This window comes from Methylocystis suflitae (assembly GCF_024448135.1).
GTDB classification, from domain to species: Bacteria; Pseudomonadota; Alphaproteobacteria; order Rhizobiales; family Beijerinckiaceae; genus Methylocystis; species Methylocystis suflitae.
In genome coordinates this window covers 21,708-35,553 of the sequence record NZ_JAMRYX010000091.1, presented here as the reverse complement: position 1 = coordinate 35,553, position 13,846 = coordinate 21,708, and the positions used below count along the sequence as shown (strand labels likewise).

Below are 13,846 nucleotides of genomic sequence, written 5' to 3'. Positions count from 1 at the left end.
TCTCTTTGCGAGGCGATATGGCGCGCCAGTTCATTTACCACATGCAGGGCCTGACCAAGACCTATCCGGGCGGCAAGAAGGTCTTGGAGAACATCAATCTGTCCTTCTACCCCGACGCCAAGATCGGCGTTCTCGGCGTCAACGGCTCCGGCAAATCGACGCTGCTGCGCATCATGGCGGGCGTCGACAAGGATTATTCTGGCGAAGGCTTCGTCGCCGAGGGCGCGCGGGTCGGCTATCTGCCGCAGGAGCCGCAGCTCGACCCGACGCTCGACGTACGCGGCAATGTCATGCTCGGCGTCGCGGAGAAGAAAGCCATTCTCGATCGCTACAACGATCTCGCCATGAATTATTCGGACGAGACCGCCGATGAGATGACGAAGCTCCAGGACGAGATTGAGGCCAAGGGCCTGTGGGACTTGGACAGCCAGGTAGACCAGGCGATGGACGCGCTGGGCTGTCCGCCGGACGACGCTGACGTCACTAAGCTTTCGGGCGGCGAGCGGCGTCGCGTCGCGCTGTGCAAATTGCTGCTCGAACAGCCGGAAATGCTGCTCCTCGACGAACCGACGAACCATCTCGACGCTGAAACCGTCAACTGGCTCGAAGGACATCTGCGACAGTATCCCGGCGCAATCCTGATCGTCACCCACGACCGCTATTTCTTGGACAATGTCACGGGCTGGATATTGGAGCTCGATCGCGGCCGCGGCATTCCCTACGAGGGCAATTACACCAGCTGGCTGAAGCAGAAGCAGAAGCGACTCGCTCAAGAATCTTCCGAGGACAAGGCGCGCCAACGCGCGCTCGAAGCCGAGAGCGAGTGGATCGCCGCTTCGCCGAAGGCGCGGCAGGCGAAAAGCAAGGCCCGCATTCAGCGCTATGAGGAACTCGTCGCCAAGCAGAACGACAAGGCCCCGACGACCGCGCAGATCATCATTCCCGTGGCCGAGCGTCTCGGCGACAATGTCATCGATTTCGACCATCTGTCGAAAGGCTATGGCGACACGCTCCTGATCGACGATCTCTCCTTTAAGTTGCCGCCCGGCGGCATCGTCGGCGTGATCGGGCCGAACGGCGCCGGCAAGACGACGCTGTTTCGCATGATCACCGGACAAGAGAAACCCGACAACGGGACGATCGAGATCGGCGACAGCGTGCAGCTCGGCTATGTCGACCAGTCGCGCGACGCGCTGCACGCCAACAAGACCGTCTGGGAGGAAATCTCGGACGGCAATGAGGTGATCTATCTCGGCAAGCGCGAGATCAACAGCCGCGCCTATTGTTCGGCCTTCAATTTCAAAGGCGCCGATCAGCAAAAGAAGGTCGGGCAGCTTTCAGGCGGCGAACGCAACCGCGTGCATCTCGCCAAGATGCTGAAGAGCGGCGCCAATGTGCTGCTGCTCGACGAGCCGACCAACGATCTCGACGTCGACACGCTGCGCGCGCTCGAAGAGGCGCTCGTCGATTTCGCCGGCTGCGCCGTCATCATCTCGCATGATCGTTTTTTCCTCGACCGCATCGCGACGCATATTCTCGCCTATGAGGGCGACAGCCACGTCGAATGGTTCGAAGGCAATTTCGCCGATTACGAAGAGGATAAGAAGCGGCGCCTCGGGATCGACAGCGTCATTCCGCACCGGCTGAAATATAAGAAGTTCGCGCGGTGACGAGGAGACGTTAGCTAGGAGAGCGATCAAATAATGAGCAGGCTTCCTCTGGTCATTTACTCTGGTAGATGAATCCCTGTTTTTTGCGTGCCCAAGTAAGTTTATGGATCCATTTGAAGGCTACGATTAAACAGTTAAGAGAATCGCTGTCGTATAAGCTTAAAATCATAGTTGATCGCGTAAGCTATGTCGATTTTGATCATGACAGAGTTTGACCAGTTCCCGCTGAACCGCCGACGGCAGCTCGCCGGGCGCGCCGATCCCGTGGAAGTGTATATTGTATGTCGCAAAACGGCTACGAAGTTTCAGGAGTAGATATGGAAGAGCAGAAGAACCCCGAATATAATGACAATGATCCTGATGTATGGGTAGTTGCGAATTTGGTCGTTTCTACGGTTGCGATGTTCGCTCAGCTTGCCTGTCTCAAATTACAAGCGAAGCAGAATGCCACAAGCGGTCTTGGCAATCCGCATACTATGTTGGTTTTTGAAAAATTGCAGGATTCTATTCAGACAGCCGTTCAGCACGTTGAAGGCCTAATACGTGTTCTGTCTCGCGCTGGCGGCGATGACGTTGAGCCTTTACGTGCAGACTTTCGATTTGGGGCCGGGCGCGCCTATTTCGACCCCCAGACCTTTGATCGTTATCGAGAACTGGTATCTCAAATAGCTCTCGATGCTTCGCACGTCTCCACTTGGACGTTACAAATGATCCGTGTTGATCCAAATTTTGCCGCGACCATTGCGGCTAGCATTGCCGCACAGTGCGGAAGCGTGCAGGAACGTATCAATGCGCTTTTTATAGGCCAACACTCTAACGAAAGCGTTTTGGAGGAATGCCTATCGATGCTGCGTACGTTTAACAACATGCTTGGCCAACTCGAGCGCAGTCGGAATTAGCGCGAGCGACGCCTGCTGTTCGGACATGCGCGCCATACGGATCTGCCGAGAAATTACTGCTGCAACTTCAAGTGCGGCGAAGTCGCTGACGACGAGCCCTTCGCGCGCATTGGCAAGCCATTGCTCCATGTTCATCGTATGCGCGTCGCGCAGAATCAGTGGAACGATTGCGCTCGCATCAAGATAAACGCTCATTCTTCTTCGTCCCGCATCCTGCGGATGAGAGCGACCGCGTCCTCGCCGAGCGGCGGTCGCTCGTCTCGGCGCTTGCGCAGCCATTCGAGGTCGGCCTTCGTCATTCGTTTGGGCGCTTCATCGGGCGTGCTCGGGCGCAGTTCGACGACGGGTTTGCCGTGGCGGGTGATCGTCACCGTCTCCCCCGCCAGCGCCTCGTCGATCAGCCGGGACAATTGTTCTTTCGCCTTGGCGATGGGGTAGGACGACATGGCCGCCTCTAAAATGGTCATTTTTCGAAAAATAGGACCTAATTTCCGGCGACACAACGCTACGGCGCCACCAGTTCGACCTCCGGAAAATATGTCCGATACCGCCCCAAATCCCGCGTCAAAATCGGCACGCCAAGCACGCTCGCCTGCGCGCCAATGAAGAAATCGGGCAGCGCGCTGCTGCGCGCGCCGCCCCGTCGCCGATAGTCGCGAAAGGCTCGACCAGCGCGAAAGCCGGCTGCCCTCGGCAAATCCAGAAAGAGCAGATCGAAGCGCGCGATTTCGGCGTCGCAGGCGGCCTCGGTGGAAAAGCCGAGCGAAAATTCCGAATAGATGATCGCGTTGATCGCCAGCGGGCCGCGCGACATCGCATCCGCCAAAGCGTTGATCGACCACTCCGCCCAATTCTCGTCGCCGCTTGCAATGTCGATCAAAATATTGGTGTCGACAAGGATCACTCCTCGCCTCGCGTGAGCTTCATGACTTCTTCAGTCGAGAAGCCCTTAAACGGCCTTCGGCGCGCCATTGCTGTAAGCGTGCGGCGAAAGTCGCTTTGCTCTCGTGCGTTGGCTTCGCGCTCCACCAATACGCCGCCTTCCGGCCGCGCACGCACGCTCACCCTGTCGCCGGGACGGATGCCGGCCGCCTCACGGACAGCCTTTGGCAAGGTGACTTGGCCTTTAACGGTGACTTTTGTGCTCATGCCCACACAGGGTAATACCAATCGAAGAACAGTAATACCCGATCGAAAAAGCGTCAAACTGCGGACAAGGCGTTTAACCGGCCGTCCGCCCAAACGCCTTCCGCAGCTCGTCCTTCGCCTGCTCCAGCACCTGTCGGCGCGCGTCGGGCAAATCCTTGCCGGCCCTGTTGATGTAGAAGGTCAGCATCGACATGGCGGAACGGAACGGGTCCGCTTTGCGCCGCTCGCTCACCTCCGCCGACCGCTTGAGGGAGCGGGCGATCTTCACGGGGTCGTCCCATGTGAACACCCCCGCGTCGAGATCGAGCGCGTTGCTGTGGCGCGTGACCTCGCCCGACCAGTAGTTGGTCGCCGTTTTTGAATGTTTTGCCGGCGCGCGGCTTTTCGGCTGCCTTTGCGCCATCATCCGCCTCGTCTCAGGAGCGCTTGTCAGGAGCACTCGTCAGGAGTCCTTGGGCAGGTAGTCGGCCGCCCACAGAAATCAACGTTGCTGAAGCGTGACCGCCACGAATTTGCCATTTGTGCGTGGCGCATTTGCCGGCTGGGTCCTGGGCGGCCAATGAGGGAAATTTAGATGAGACTATTCCGCCGGGCCGCCGCCTTTGTCGCCATCGGCGCTCTGCCGCTCGCAGGCTGCGCGCCGCAGGAGTCGCCCGTCGCTTCGGCTCCCGCCGCCTATGACGAGGCCGCTAAGGCGACCGAGCTCACCGGCCAGGACGCGCTGCATGCGCGAATCTCCCATTACGCCCGCATCTACGACATTCCGGAATCGCTTATTCATCGCTCGATCCGCCGCGAGAGCAACTACAATCCCGCGGCTCGCCATGGGCCCTATTGGGGACTGATGCAGATCCGCCACGACACGGCGCGGCACATGGGCTACGACGGGCCGGCGAGCGGCCTTCTCGACGCCGACACCAATCTTGCGTTCGCGGTGCCTTATCTCGCCAACGCCTATAAGGTCAGCGGCGGCGACGAAGGTCGGGCGATCAAGCTTTACGCCGGCGGCTACTATTATGAGGCGAAGCGCAAGCGGATGCTCGACAAGCTGGTGACGTCAGCCTCGCAGTGAATGCCCCAAGCGTTATTGGTTTTTCGGCGTGAAGGTGCTGCGCACCCGGCCCCCCTGCGCCGCGCCGCCTTGCACGGTCGCCATGCCGGTCGCCACGTCATAGACGAGCTTGTCGCCTTTCACGATGTTCTCGGCCTGGGTGAGCGTGACGTTGCCGAAGAGATAAACCTTGTTTTCGGCCTTGTCGTAGCTGCCCCGATCGCCCGTCCCGATCTGGTCCTTTGAAACCAGCGTCACCGGCCCTTCGACGTCGATATGTTTGACGCGGTCATTGGACGTCGCGGCGGGTTGTCCGCTGCCCTTTCCTTCGAGGAAAATGATGAGGCGCGAGGCCTTGAGCGTCGAGGGCCCGTTCGTGACGATGACGCTGCCGGAGTAGATGAGCTTCTGCTCCTTCTCGAAATAGTCGAGCTTGCCCGCGTCGATGTTGAGCGGATCCTTGGCGGAGGCGCCCGGCAGAATGCCGCCCGAGCGGCCTGCGGCGCCTGCCGGCGTCGCGGCGACGAGCGCAGCAAGGAGAAGAACGAAAGGGTGGCGGCGCATTTAGTCCTTGGTCGCGGCGCCCGAAGTTGGCGGGGGCGTATCGCCCTCCCCGTATAGCACCGAATGGACGCGTCCCGCGAAGGACGCGTGACGCTCCTTTTGGGAAAATTCCACAGACTGCGCGGTGACCTCGCCGCCGTCGATTTTCAAGAGCACGGGCTTGTCGGACGTCATCACGCTGTCCTTGAAGTCCATTACTGCCGACTCGAGCCGCATGTCGAAGTTTTTGTCTTCGTGGATATTGACGCCGCCGGTCATATCAGCCCGATCGGCTTTCCTGTTGTAGACGCCCTTCGCCGCCGACAGGACTATGGAATTGTCCTTGGCGTTCTCGACCCGCACCTCGAGCTGATCGAGTTCGAAGACATCAGGCTTCGCCAGATCTTGCGTGCCGACGAGCGCGCGCACTTCATAGGGACGCCCGTCCTTGCGATAGCCGACGAGCTTGGGGCTTTCGATAACGATGCGGGAGCCCTTGAGCGCGACGCGCGCCAGGCTCAGATCCGCGGGCAGAAAGCGCAGCGAGCTGATCAGCAGGCCGAGGCCGACGATTCCAACGACGCCGCCCGCCCCCCAAAGGATCCAGCGGCGCAGGCGCGCAACGCGCGTCGTGTGGCGCAGCGCCTCCGGAAAGGCGCTCTGGCGCGGAACAGCAAGGCCGCCCAGGCGATCGCGAGGGCTGGGCGCCGGCAAGACGTCGGTCATGCCGTGATCATGAGGCGGGCAGGTGGCGAATTCGAGGCAAAGCCAAAGCCTGACTCAACGCCTTACTCAACGACCTTACTCATGGGCAAAAATGTCGGTTTCCGGCCAGCCGGCGAGGTCGAGCCGGGCGCGGGCCGGCAGAAAGTCGAAACAGGCCTGCGCCAGTTCGGCGCGGCCCTCGCGGGCGAGCATGGCGTCGAGCTTGTCCTTGAGCTGATGCAGATAGAGAACGTCCGACGCCGCATAGGCCTGCTGCGCGTCGGAAAGAACCGGCGCGCCCCAGTCCGACGACTGCTGCTGCTTCGAAATCTCGACGCCAAGAAGCTCGCGCACGAGATCCTTGAGGCCATGCCGGTCCGTATAGGTGCGGGCGAGCTTGGAGGCGATCTTGGTGCAATAGACCGGCGCCGGAACGAAGCCGAAGGTCTTGGCCAATATGCCGATGTCGAACCGGGCGAAGTGGAAGAGCTTCAGAACGGACGGATCGGCGAGCAGGCGTTCGAGACGCGGCGCGCGCGTCTGACCGCGCCCGAACTGGACAAGCTCGGCGTCGCCGTCGCCGAAGGAGAGCTGCGCCAGGCACAGACGGTCACGATGCGGATTGAGGCCCAGAGTCTCGGTGTCGATCGCGACAATGGCGCCAGCGCCGATCCCCTCGGGGAGATCGCCCTGGTGGAGGCGGATGGTCATGCGGCTCGAATCTTTCGATGTGGAGCGGACAGTCTATCGCAGAATGCGCAAGGCTTGTCGAAGCGTTGCGGGGTCGCGCCCGACTCGCTCGCCTGCGCGGCGAATTGTGCTACCTAATGGCTGGGCCCTGGTCGATGCGCCTCCTGGCCCAGGGAGTAACCCCATGCGTTACATTCTTGCATTGTTTCTCGCTTGCGCGATTGCTGCGCCGCCCGCCTCCGCGGCATCCTCGAAATCCGCCGGCAAATCCGTTTCGGCCTCAAAATCGGACCAGGCGACAAAAACCGGCAAGCGCAATCGGCAGAACGCCGATCGCGGCGGCGCCGGCGGCATCCATCCTTTGGTTGGAAGCGGCGACTATTAGGGGTGACGCCGCAGGGCTTTGGCTAGCGTTCGGCGAGTTGCGCTTCACATGGAATCGACCCGCCCGATAACGCGCAAACCGCTCCTCTTGTCAGACGCCCGCCAAGTCTTCACTCTATCGCTATGCAAAATTCGCGGGATGGCGAGAGAACGCCGGTGAACGATCAAACCAACGGTCTTAACGGCTCCGACCGCCGCTTCAACACGCTGGTCATCGAACTGGCGATCCGCCTGTTCGCGATCGGCGCGCTGATCTACTGGACCTTCATCATCGTCCTGCCTTTCGCGGCGATTATTCTGTGGAGCGTCGTGCTCGCCGTGGCGCTCTATCCGATCTTTCGCGTGGTGGCCGAAATATTGGGCGGCCGGCCAATAACAGCCGCCATTTTGATGACGATTGCCGGCCTGGTGCTGATCATCGGGCCCGTCACCTGGATGGCGGTCGGCGCCATCGACCCCATCAAGGCGGTGATGGCGGGCATTGAAACCGGCGATATCGCGGTGCCGCCGCCGCCCGCCTCGATCAAGGATTGGCCGTTCGTCGGCGAGCAGCTCTATTCCTTCTGGCTGCTGGCCTCGACCAATCTGCGCAGCGCCTTCACCCAAGTTTTGCCGCAGCTGAAGCCCGCCGGGGAATTCTTGCTCGACATGGCGAAGAGCGCCGGCGCGGGCACGCTCAAATTTCTCGTCTCCGTCCTGCTCATGGGCTTCATTCTCGCCGCCGCGCCGCAATTGCTCGCGGGGGCGCGCGCGCTGTCGCGGCGCATCGATCCTTCAAGCGGCGAGAAGTTCGTCGATCTCGCCGGCGCGACGATCAACGCGGTTTCGCGCGGCGTCATGGGGCTGTCGCTGTTGCAGGCCGTCGTTGGCGGCGCCGGCATGTATCTCGCCGACGTGCCGGGCGCGAGCCTGCTGACGATCGCCATTCTGGTGCTCGGCATTATTCAGATCGGGCCGTTGATCGTCGTGGCGCCTGTCATCTTCTGGGCGTGGACGACCTTGGCGACCGGGCCGGCGCTGGCGCTGACGGTCTGCATGCTCAGCGTCAATTACGTCGATAACGTGCTGAAGCCCTTCATTTTCGCGCATGGGCTGTCGACGCCGATACCGGTGATTTTCGTGGGCGTGATCGGCGGCGTTCTCGCGCATGGGATCGCCGGCCTGTTTGCCGGACCGGTCGTGCTCGCCGTCGTTTGGGAGCTGGCGAAGGCCTGGATCGCCGACGACCTCAAATTGGTCAACGAGACGGCCGAGCCCGACTTCAACGTGGAGACGTCGCGGGCGCTACCGTCCGCGCAAGGCGTTAAGAACCTTTAGGCCGGCGCGGCCATTGCGCTGCAAGCCGGCGCGCGACTGGAAATCGGCGATCGCCTCTTTGGTCTTCGTGCCGATCACCCCGTCGGACTCGCCGACCTCATAGCCGTTGCGGGTCAGAAGCGCTTGCAATTCGCGGCGCTCGGCGCGCGAGAGCCCCGGATCGTCGGTCGGCCATGGCGTCCGAATGCCCGGCCGGCCGCGCAGCCTGTCTGACAGCACGCAGATCGCCAGCGCGTAAGATTCGGAGGCGTTATAGGCGTAGACCGCATCGAAATTTTTCGTCACCAGGAACGCGGGTCCGTTGCGCCCCGCCGGCAGCAGCAGCGCCGCAGTTCCCTCGCCAAGCCCGCTGCCGTCGAGGCGCGTCACGCCGCGCGACTGCCAGAAGCCCATCGATTGGCGGCCCTTGCGTCCGGAAGGTCCGGAATAGCCTTCCGGCAAGCGCACCTCGAAGCCCCAGGGCATGCCGGCGCGCCAGCCGCTCTTGCGCAGATAATTCGCCGTCGAGCCGAGCGAGTCGGCCGCCGAACTGGCGATATTGCGCCTGCCGTCGCCGTCGAGATCGACCGCCATGCCGAGAAAGGTCGACGGCATGAATTGCGTGTGGCCGAAGGCGCCCGCCCAGGAGCCGTAGAACTCCTCCGGCGCGATATCGCCATGGTCGAGGACTTTGAGCGCGGCGATGAATTCCTTGCGCCAATAGTCATTGCGGCGCGGCGCTTCGCAGGCGAGCGTCGCGAGGCTCTGCACCACGGGGCGCTTGCCGAAACTCTTGCCGAAGTCGGATTCAACGCCCCACACGGCGACGATGGTCGGGGGGTCGACGCCGTAGCGGCTTTCCGCCGCGTGCAGCGCGCGGGCATGCTGATGCAGCATCGCGCGCCCTTCTTCGACGCGCTCCTCGTCGACGAGCCCGGCGACATAGTCCCAGACCGGCGTCGTAAACTCCGGCTGCTTGTCCATGAAGCTGACGGCGTCGTTGGGTGCGAGACCGTTCGTCGCCGATGCGATCGTCTGCTGGCCGACGCCGGCGCCGGCCGCAGCGGCGCGCAGACCGGAGAGGCAGCTCGACCATTCGGCGCGGGCCGGCGCGGCCGCAAGTAAAAGAGCGGCGAGCGCCGGCAGAAGATGATTTGCCTTCATGCTGCGAATTCTATCGCAAGGACGCGGCTTTTTCATGAGCCGCATCGGCCTTGAAAACTTCGCGTCACTCGCAGACGCGGCGCGGCCGGGAGCCGATCACCTCGCCATATTCGTCGAAGACGGGACGGCGCTCGACCCAGCACACCGGCGGCGGCGCGACATAGACAGGCGCGGGCGCATAAACGACGGGCGGCGCGGGATTGGCGAGCGCCCCGCCGGCGATGGCGCCAAGCGCAAATCCGCCAATGCCCGCCGCAATGGCGGGCCCGGCGGAATCGGCGCGCGCGGGCGCAACCGGCGCCAGGGCTGCGGCGCCGAGAGCCAAAGCCGCCGAAAGCGTCGCGAAAGTTCTGCGCATCATACTCTCCCATTGCGGACGAGCCACACTCCGTGCTTGCAGCGCCGGCAGGCTCGCTCAGTCGGACAATAGGTGCGATCCCGTAGATGAACCGTTAATGACCGAAAGCCGAGCTTGCGGATTACGAGACCCGCGGCTTGCCGGAAGGCGACTTCGGCGCCGGCTTGACCGGGGTCTGCTCCCTCGCGCCCTCGCCGCCGCCCGTCCTGAGCGCCGGCGCGTCATTCGCCTCCGACGTCGGGGTTTTGGCGCGGAACGCGGCGGCAAGCGCCTTGGCCGCGGCAAGCTCCTTGGAATCCAGCCGGGCCCCGATTTCGTCGCGCTTTTTGGCCGCGTCGTCGTCGCCCTGGTCTGCGGCGGCGGAAAACCACGCGTAGGATTGCTGCAGATCGCGGCTGATGCCGAGGCCGCGGGCGTAGAGGATCGCGAGATTGAACTGGCTGTCACGGATGCCGTATTCGGCGGCCCGACGGAACCACTCTGCAGCCGCGGCGTAATCCGGCTTGCCGTCGCCGCCCTCGGCGAGCAGCACGGCGACATTATGCATGGCGCGGGCGTTGCCGGACTCGGCCGCGCGCTCGTACCAGAGCCTGGCGCGGGCGTAGTCGCGCCCGACCCCGACGCCCCTCTCATACATTGAACCCAGCCGGTATTGGGCGAGCGCCAGGCCCATTTCAGCAGCTTTTTCGAACCAATGCGCGGCCGCCTTGGCGTCGCGCGCGGCGCCGCGTCCCTCGACAAGACGCGCGCCCATTTCATACTGGGCGGCCGGATTGCCCTCGACAGCGAGGCGCTCGATCCTCGCCAAGGCGTCGCCGGGCGACAGCGCCGGCGCCTCGATCGTTCCCGTGGGGGTCGGATCGATGTTCCGCTGCGCGAGGGGTCGTTCGGCGGGCGCCGACGGCGCCGCCGAGGGCGGCTCATTGAGGACCGGCCCAGGCGTAGCCGGGCGCGCGGCCACCGCCGGCGACGAGGCGCTGTTAGCGGCGAGCCGCTTTTCTGGCGACAGAGCCGGCCGAACCGCCTTGGCTGGCGCCTTTGCCTCCTGCTGTCTCGGCGACGGCCCAACCGTCAAGCCGCCCTGCCCCTCCATGCGCGCAATATGATAGGCGCCGATCAGCAGCAGGACCGCGGCAAGGCTTAAGAGCAGCGGACGTTTGCGGTCCTGAATGAGGGCGCTGAGTTTGACCACGGCGGCGCCTTGCGGCTTTTCCTGAGCCTCTCCCGCCTGGCGCGCCGCCTCGGCCGACTGAGCGTCGGCCTCAGCCGAAGGCGTTTGCGCGGCGCGGCGCGCGGCGGCGATGAAGTCTGACTGAATCGAGCTACGATGCGCGGCCTGATCCGCCTCGGACCCCGGCGGCGCAATGAAAGGCTCGCGCCGCTCCACGACTTCGCCGACCGGCAGCAAGAACTCCATCGGATCAATCGGCGCCAGGGCTTCGCTTTCAGCGTCTTTGGCGCCAGCGGCGGCCGGCGCGCCGACGCGCTCGCGCGTATCATCGCCGCAAAGTTCGACGCCGAGTTCTGCATTGGTCGAACGCCGCGCGACGCCGCGGTTCTCGGTCAATTCGTCATCAAATTCACCTAGACGTTTGACGACGCGCTCGAGCATTTGATGGACTGCGGTCAACGTCTCATTCGTGCGCTGGCCGCTCGCGTCTTGCGTCTTAAGGATGTCGTTCAACTCGCGCTGCACGGCGACGCGCACGGCCGCCGGCTGAGCGCCCGCCGCATCTCGGAGAACCTCCGTGGCGGCCCGACGAACCGCCGCCTCCGCCGCCTGCGTTGTTGCGGACCGCGTGTCCTCCAGGCGCGCGAAAAGATCGTTGATCTTCGACTCAAAGCCGATGAGCGCGCCGCTCCCTGCGTCGAGTCGTTCGAGCCGTTGCGCCAGTGCGCCGATCTGAGTTTCAAGCGATTTGAGCGCGCCGACATCGGCTGTGGGATCAGCCGACTGCTTCATGCGGTCGGCAAGCGACTCGACGAGAGCCGCCAACTCGACTTCTCGTTTCTCGATGCGCGCGCCGTCTTCGACCCGCTGCGCGAATGTGGCGTGCATACGGTCGAGGCGCTCGACGATTTCATCGAGCCGAGCGTTCTGTTCGCCAAATCTCGGCGCTGAGAACGGGTCGTCGAGCCGGTCGATCTTGAACGAGAGCTGCGCGAGCTGACGCTCGACAGCCTGCAGATCGAGATCCCGCGCGTCGGCGGCGAAGGCTGCATCCACCTTTCTGTCGAGGCCGCGCACCAAATTCTCGAGCGCTGCGAAATTTTTGGAATCGCCGGCGCCCGCGGGGTTTTCCAACCGCGCGGCAATCGTCTGTCGAAGCTCATCGATGCGCTGCGCCAGATCGGCGAACTGACGTTCGGCGTTCTGCTCGGCAAGCATAGTCTCGATGCGCGCGAGCGATTCCGTCGGCGCGCTGTCCACGACGCGGGACTCGAACCGATCGAACCTGCGGCCGATCTCCTCGAACGCCGAGGCGTGACTGTCGCTGTCCAGCGCCGTATCGATTTTTTTTGCGAGCGATGTGATGAGCGCTTCGAGGGGGGCCATATTCGCGGCGGCGCCGCGATCGATGCGCTGCGTCAGCGTCTTGCCGAGTTCGTCGATGCGCTCGCCGATTTCGTCGAACCGCGCCGCCGCAGATTGTTCGGCGACGATGTCGAGCTTGCGCGCGAGCCGTTCGAGCCGCTTGTTGAAGGTCTCCAGTCCCTTTCCAGTTTCCGCAGCGACGATGGATCGGATCGCCTTGACGACTTCGCCAAGATCCGCCCCAGGCGCGCTGCGGGAAAGCGTGAGAGCGTCGACACGCTGCGTGACGTCAATGATGCGTGTCTCAATCCTCTCAAGCGGCAGCGGACGCGCCATGAGCGCCGTCAGCTGATCCTTGATTTCATGAGTTTCTCGCGCGAGGTCGCGCACAGCCGAAGCGTTCGCAACGTCTCCATTCTGCAGCTTCTCCAGCCTGATGCCGATCGTTTCGACGTCGGCGCGCAAGTTGCGCACAATGGGAGCCGGATCGAGATCTTCGATCACGGCGCGCAATTCGCCGATAATTCTTTCGGCAGGCGCGAGCGTCTCGTCTGGAACTCCGCGGCCGCGTTGCGACTCGATGCCCTGGCGGAGATCGCCCATCGCCGTTTCGATCGCGGCGACCGAGGCGCGCGGCGCGAGTTCGCCGATCGCTTGCGCCACGTCCTGGAGTTCGCGACGGACGTTTTCGATTTGTCGCATCATCACGAGCTGCTGGTCGCCGCGCTCGGCGGCGTCCTCGCGAAAGCTGTCTAAACCCTGCGTGACGGAATCGATCGAGCGCTGCAGCGCCTCAAAACGCGATCCGGCGGAGGCGTCCGACGGCGCCGCCGGCTTCATTAAGCGCCCGCGCGCCGCATTTTCGTCCAGGCGTCCTGCAATTTCGGCGAGATGCTGGTCAAGGCCGCGCAACGTCTTCTCGACGTCAGCGCCGCGATGTTCGCCCGACAGCCGCGCGAGCCGCGATTCGAGCTCCGCGAGCGCGTTCCGAATCGGCCGCGCATTCGCGGAAGGCTGCTCGCCGAGCTGACCCTCGATACGGCTTTTGGAGAGCGCGGCAATCGACCGCCAGATGGAGTCATCGTCGACGCCCCGGTTCTCGTCGCGTGGCCCTTCCGCGTTAGGAAGACTTTCCTCCCGATGCCCAGCCTCGCGCTTATCTTCGGGCGGCTCGGAATTCGGACGACCCTGATCAGGAAATTGCGCCTTGGTCATGTGGCTGTCCGGCGGGATCGACCCGGGGAAATTGGGACAAAACGCGGTGGGAAGCCGACGCGAACGCCCGAATCGCGCGCTACGGTCGGCGCGGGCCGCCAACCGCCGTGACTTTCCGTCGATCGAAGTAAAGAAGCCGTTAAGAAACGGGCTCTAAAGAGCGGTCGCGTTCACGATTGTCGCCGA

The 13,846-nt window shown here is 63.3% G+C and carries 16 protein-coding genes; 5 read left to right on the top strand and 11 right to left on the bottom strand.

Annotated elements, in window-relative coordinates:
- Positions 1-17: 17 nt before the first annotated feature.
- Positions 18-1,670, top strand: a complete 1,653-nt coding sequence (gene ettA / locus NEI07_RS07750; protein ID WP_256033821.1) for an energy-dependent translational throttle protein EttA — start codon at positions 18-20, stop codon at positions 1,668-1,670.
- Positions 1,671-1,987: 317 nt separating this feature from the next.
- A complete protein-coding gene (locus tag NEI07_RS07745) occupies positions 1,988-2,569 on the top strand; it encodes a hypothetical protein (protein WP_256033820.1) in 582 nt (193 codons plus the stop codon).
- Here the strand turns inward: NEI07_RS07745 and NEI07_RS07740 are convergent.
- The 5 genes from NEI07_RS07740 to NEI07_RS07720 form a co-directional block, all read right to left on the bottom strand.
- On the bottom strand, positions 2,510-2,764 hold the full coding sequence (locus NEI07_RS07740; RefSeq protein WP_256033818.1) for a PIN domain-containing protein: 255 nt from the start codon (positions 2,762-2,764) through the stop codon (positions 2,510-2,512). The genes NEI07_RS07745 and NEI07_RS07740 overlap by 60 nt on opposite strands.
- A complete protein-coding gene (locus NEI07_RS07735; protein ID WP_256033815.1) occupies positions 2,761-3,015 on the bottom strand; it encodes a type II toxin-antitoxin system Phd/YefM family antitoxin in 255 nt (84 codons plus the stop codon). The genes NEI07_RS07740 and NEI07_RS07735 overlap by 4 nt, the downstream gene beginning before the upstream one ends.
- 59 nt (positions 3,016-3,074) lie before the next feature.
- Positions 3,075-3,473: a type II toxin-antitoxin system VapC family toxin gene (locus tag NEI07_RS07730; protein ID WP_256033814.1), complete on the bottom strand. Its 399-nt coding sequence runs from the start codon at positions 3,471-3,473 to the stop codon at positions 3,075-3,077.
- Positions 3,470-3,718 (bottom strand): AbrB/MazE/SpoVT family DNA-binding domain-containing protein, encoded by a 249-nt coding sequence (locus tag NEI07_RS07725; RefSeq protein ID WP_123175584.1) that lies wholly within the window; start codon positions 3,716-3,718, stop codon positions 3,470-3,472. Before NEI07_RS07725 ends, NEI07_RS07730 begins: the two co-directional genes overlap by 4 nt.
- Positions 3,719-3,791: 73 nt before the next feature.
- Positions 3,792-4,121, bottom strand: a complete 330-nt coding sequence (locus NEI07_RS07720; protein WP_256033813.1) for a DUF3175 domain-containing protein — start codon at positions 4,119-4,121, stop codon at positions 3,792-3,794.
- A gap of 171 nt (positions 4,122-4,292) precedes the next feature.
- Here NEI07_RS07720 and NEI07_RS07715 point away from each other — a divergent pair, with 171 nt between their 5' ends.
- Positions 4,293-4,790, top strand: a complete 498-nt coding sequence (locus NEI07_RS07715; protein ID WP_256033812.1) for a transglycosylase SLT domain-containing protein — start codon at positions 4,293-4,295, stop codon at positions 4,788-4,790.
- Positions 4,791-4,802: 12 nt separating this feature from the next.
- Here the strand turns inward: NEI07_RS07715 and lptA are convergent, their stop codons facing one another.
- The 3 genes from lptA to NEI07_RS07700 all read right to left on the bottom strand — a co-directional run bounded on the left by lptA (position 4,803) and on the right by NEI07_RS07700 (position 6,728).
- Positions 4,803-5,333, bottom strand: coding sequence for a lipopolysaccharide transport periplasmic protein LptA (lptA, locus tag NEI07_RS07710; RefSeq protein WP_256033811.1), 531 nt, complete (start codon positions 5,331-5,333; stop codon positions 4,803-4,805).
- Entirely contained in the window at positions 5,334-6,038 is a 705-nt protein-coding gene (lptC, locus tag NEI07_RS07705) for an LPS export ABC transporter periplasmic protein LptC (protein ID WP_256033810.1), read from the bottom strand. It abuts the gene before it with no gap.
- A 75-nt stretch (positions 6,039-6,113) separates the two neighbouring features.
- Positions 6,114-6,728 carry a ribonuclease D gene (locus tag NEI07_RS07700; RefSeq protein WP_256033809.1) on the bottom strand — a complete coding sequence of 205 codons (615 nt, stop codon included), beginning with the start codon at positions 6,726-6,728 and terminating at the stop codon, positions 6,114-6,116.
- Positions 6,729-6,891: 163 nt separating this feature from the next.
- On the opposite strand from NEI07_RS07700, the gene NEI07_RS07695 reads away from it, so the two are divergent.
- Positions 6,892-7,092 (top strand): hypothetical protein, encoded by a 201-nt coding sequence (locus NEI07_RS07695; protein ID WP_256033808.1) that lies wholly within the window; start codon positions 6,892-6,894, stop codon positions 7,090-7,092.
- A 155-nt stretch (positions 7,093-7,247) separates the two neighbouring features.
- Complete coding sequence (locus NEI07_RS07690) at positions 7,248-8,408, top strand: AI-2E family transporter (protein WP_256033806.1); 1,161 nt, start codon at positions 7,248-7,250, stop codon at positions 8,406-8,408.
- Here NEI07_RS07690 and NEI07_RS07685 read toward each other — a convergent pair.
- The 3 genes from NEI07_RS07685 to NEI07_RS07675 all read right to left on the bottom strand — a co-directional run bounded on the left by NEI07_RS07685 (position 8,376) and on the right by NEI07_RS07675 (position 13,660).
- Complete coding sequence (locus NEI07_RS07685; RefSeq protein WP_256033803.1) at positions 8,376-9,551, bottom strand: lytic murein transglycosylase; 1,176 nt, start codon at positions 9,549-9,551, stop codon at positions 8,376-8,378. The two genes, NEI07_RS07690 and NEI07_RS07685, sit on opposite strands and share 33 nt — an antisense overlap.
- Before the next feature lie 64 nt (positions 9,552-9,615).
- Positions 9,616-9,909 carry a hypothetical protein gene (locus NEI07_RS07680; protein ID WP_256033802.1) on the bottom strand — a complete coding sequence of 98 codons (294 nt, stop codon included), beginning with the start codon at positions 9,907-9,909 and terminating at the stop codon, positions 9,616-9,618.
- A gap of 121 nt (positions 9,910-10,030) precedes the next feature.
- Complete coding sequence (locus NEI07_RS07675; protein WP_256033801.1) at positions 10,031-13,660, bottom strand: peptidoglycan-binding protein; 3,630 nt, start codon at positions 13,658-13,660, stop codon at positions 10,031-10,033.
- Positions 13,661-13,846: the final 186 nt, after the last annotated feature.

Coding starts and splice junctions, on each gene's coding strand:
- ettA (WP_256033821.1), top strand. CDS start 18: ATGGCGCGCCAGTTCATTTACCACATGCAGGGCCTGACCAAGACCTAT.
- NEI07_RS07745 (WP_256033820.1), top strand. CDS start 1,988: ATGGAAGAGCAGAAGAACCCCGAATATAATGACAATGATCCTGATGTA.
- NEI07_RS07740 (WP_256033818.1), bottom strand. CDS start 2,764: ATGAGCGTTTATCTTGATGCGAGCGCAATCGTTCCACTGATTCTGCGC.
- NEI07_RS07735 (WP_256033815.1), bottom strand. CDS start 3,015: ATGTCGTCCTACCCCATCGCCAAGGCGAAAGAACAATTGTCCCGGCTG.
- NEI07_RS07725 (WP_123175584.1), bottom strand. CDS start 3,718: ATGAGCACAAAAGTCACCGTTAAAGGCCAAGTCACCTTGCCAAAGGCT.
- NEI07_RS07720 (WP_256033813.1), bottom strand. CDS start 4,121: ATGGCGCAAAGGCAGCCGAAAAGCCGCGCGCCGGCAAAACATTCAAAA.
- NEI07_RS07715 (WP_256033812.1), top strand. CDS start 4,293: ATGAGACTATTCCGCCGGGCCGCCGCCTTTGTCGCCATCGGCGCTCTG.
- lptA (WP_256033811.1), bottom strand. CDS start 5,333: ATGCGCCGCCACCCTTTCGTTCTTCTCCTTGCTGCGCTCGTCGCCGCG.
- lptC (WP_256033810.1), bottom strand. CDS start 6,038: ATGACCGACGTCTTGCCGGCGCCCAGCCCTCGCGATCGCCTGGGCGGC.
- NEI07_RS07700 (WP_256033809.1), bottom strand. CDS start 6,728: ATGACCATCCGCCTCCACCAGGGCGATCTCCCCGAGGGGATCGGCGCT.
- NEI07_RS07695 (WP_256033808.1), top strand. CDS start 6,892: ATGCGTTACATTCTTGCATTGTTTCTCGCTTGCGCGATTGCTGCGCCG.
- NEI07_RS07685 (WP_256033803.1), bottom strand. CDS start 9,551: ATGAAGGCAAATCATCTTCTGCCGGCGCTCGCCGCTCTTTTACTTGCG.
- NEI07_RS07680 (WP_256033802.1), bottom strand. CDS start 9,909: ATGCGCAGAACTTTCGCGACGCTTTCGGCGGCTTTGGCTCTCGGCGCC.
- NEI07_RS07675 (WP_256033801.1), bottom strand. CDS start 13,660: ATGACCAAGGCGCAATTTCCTGATCAGGGTCGTCCGAATTCCGAGCCG.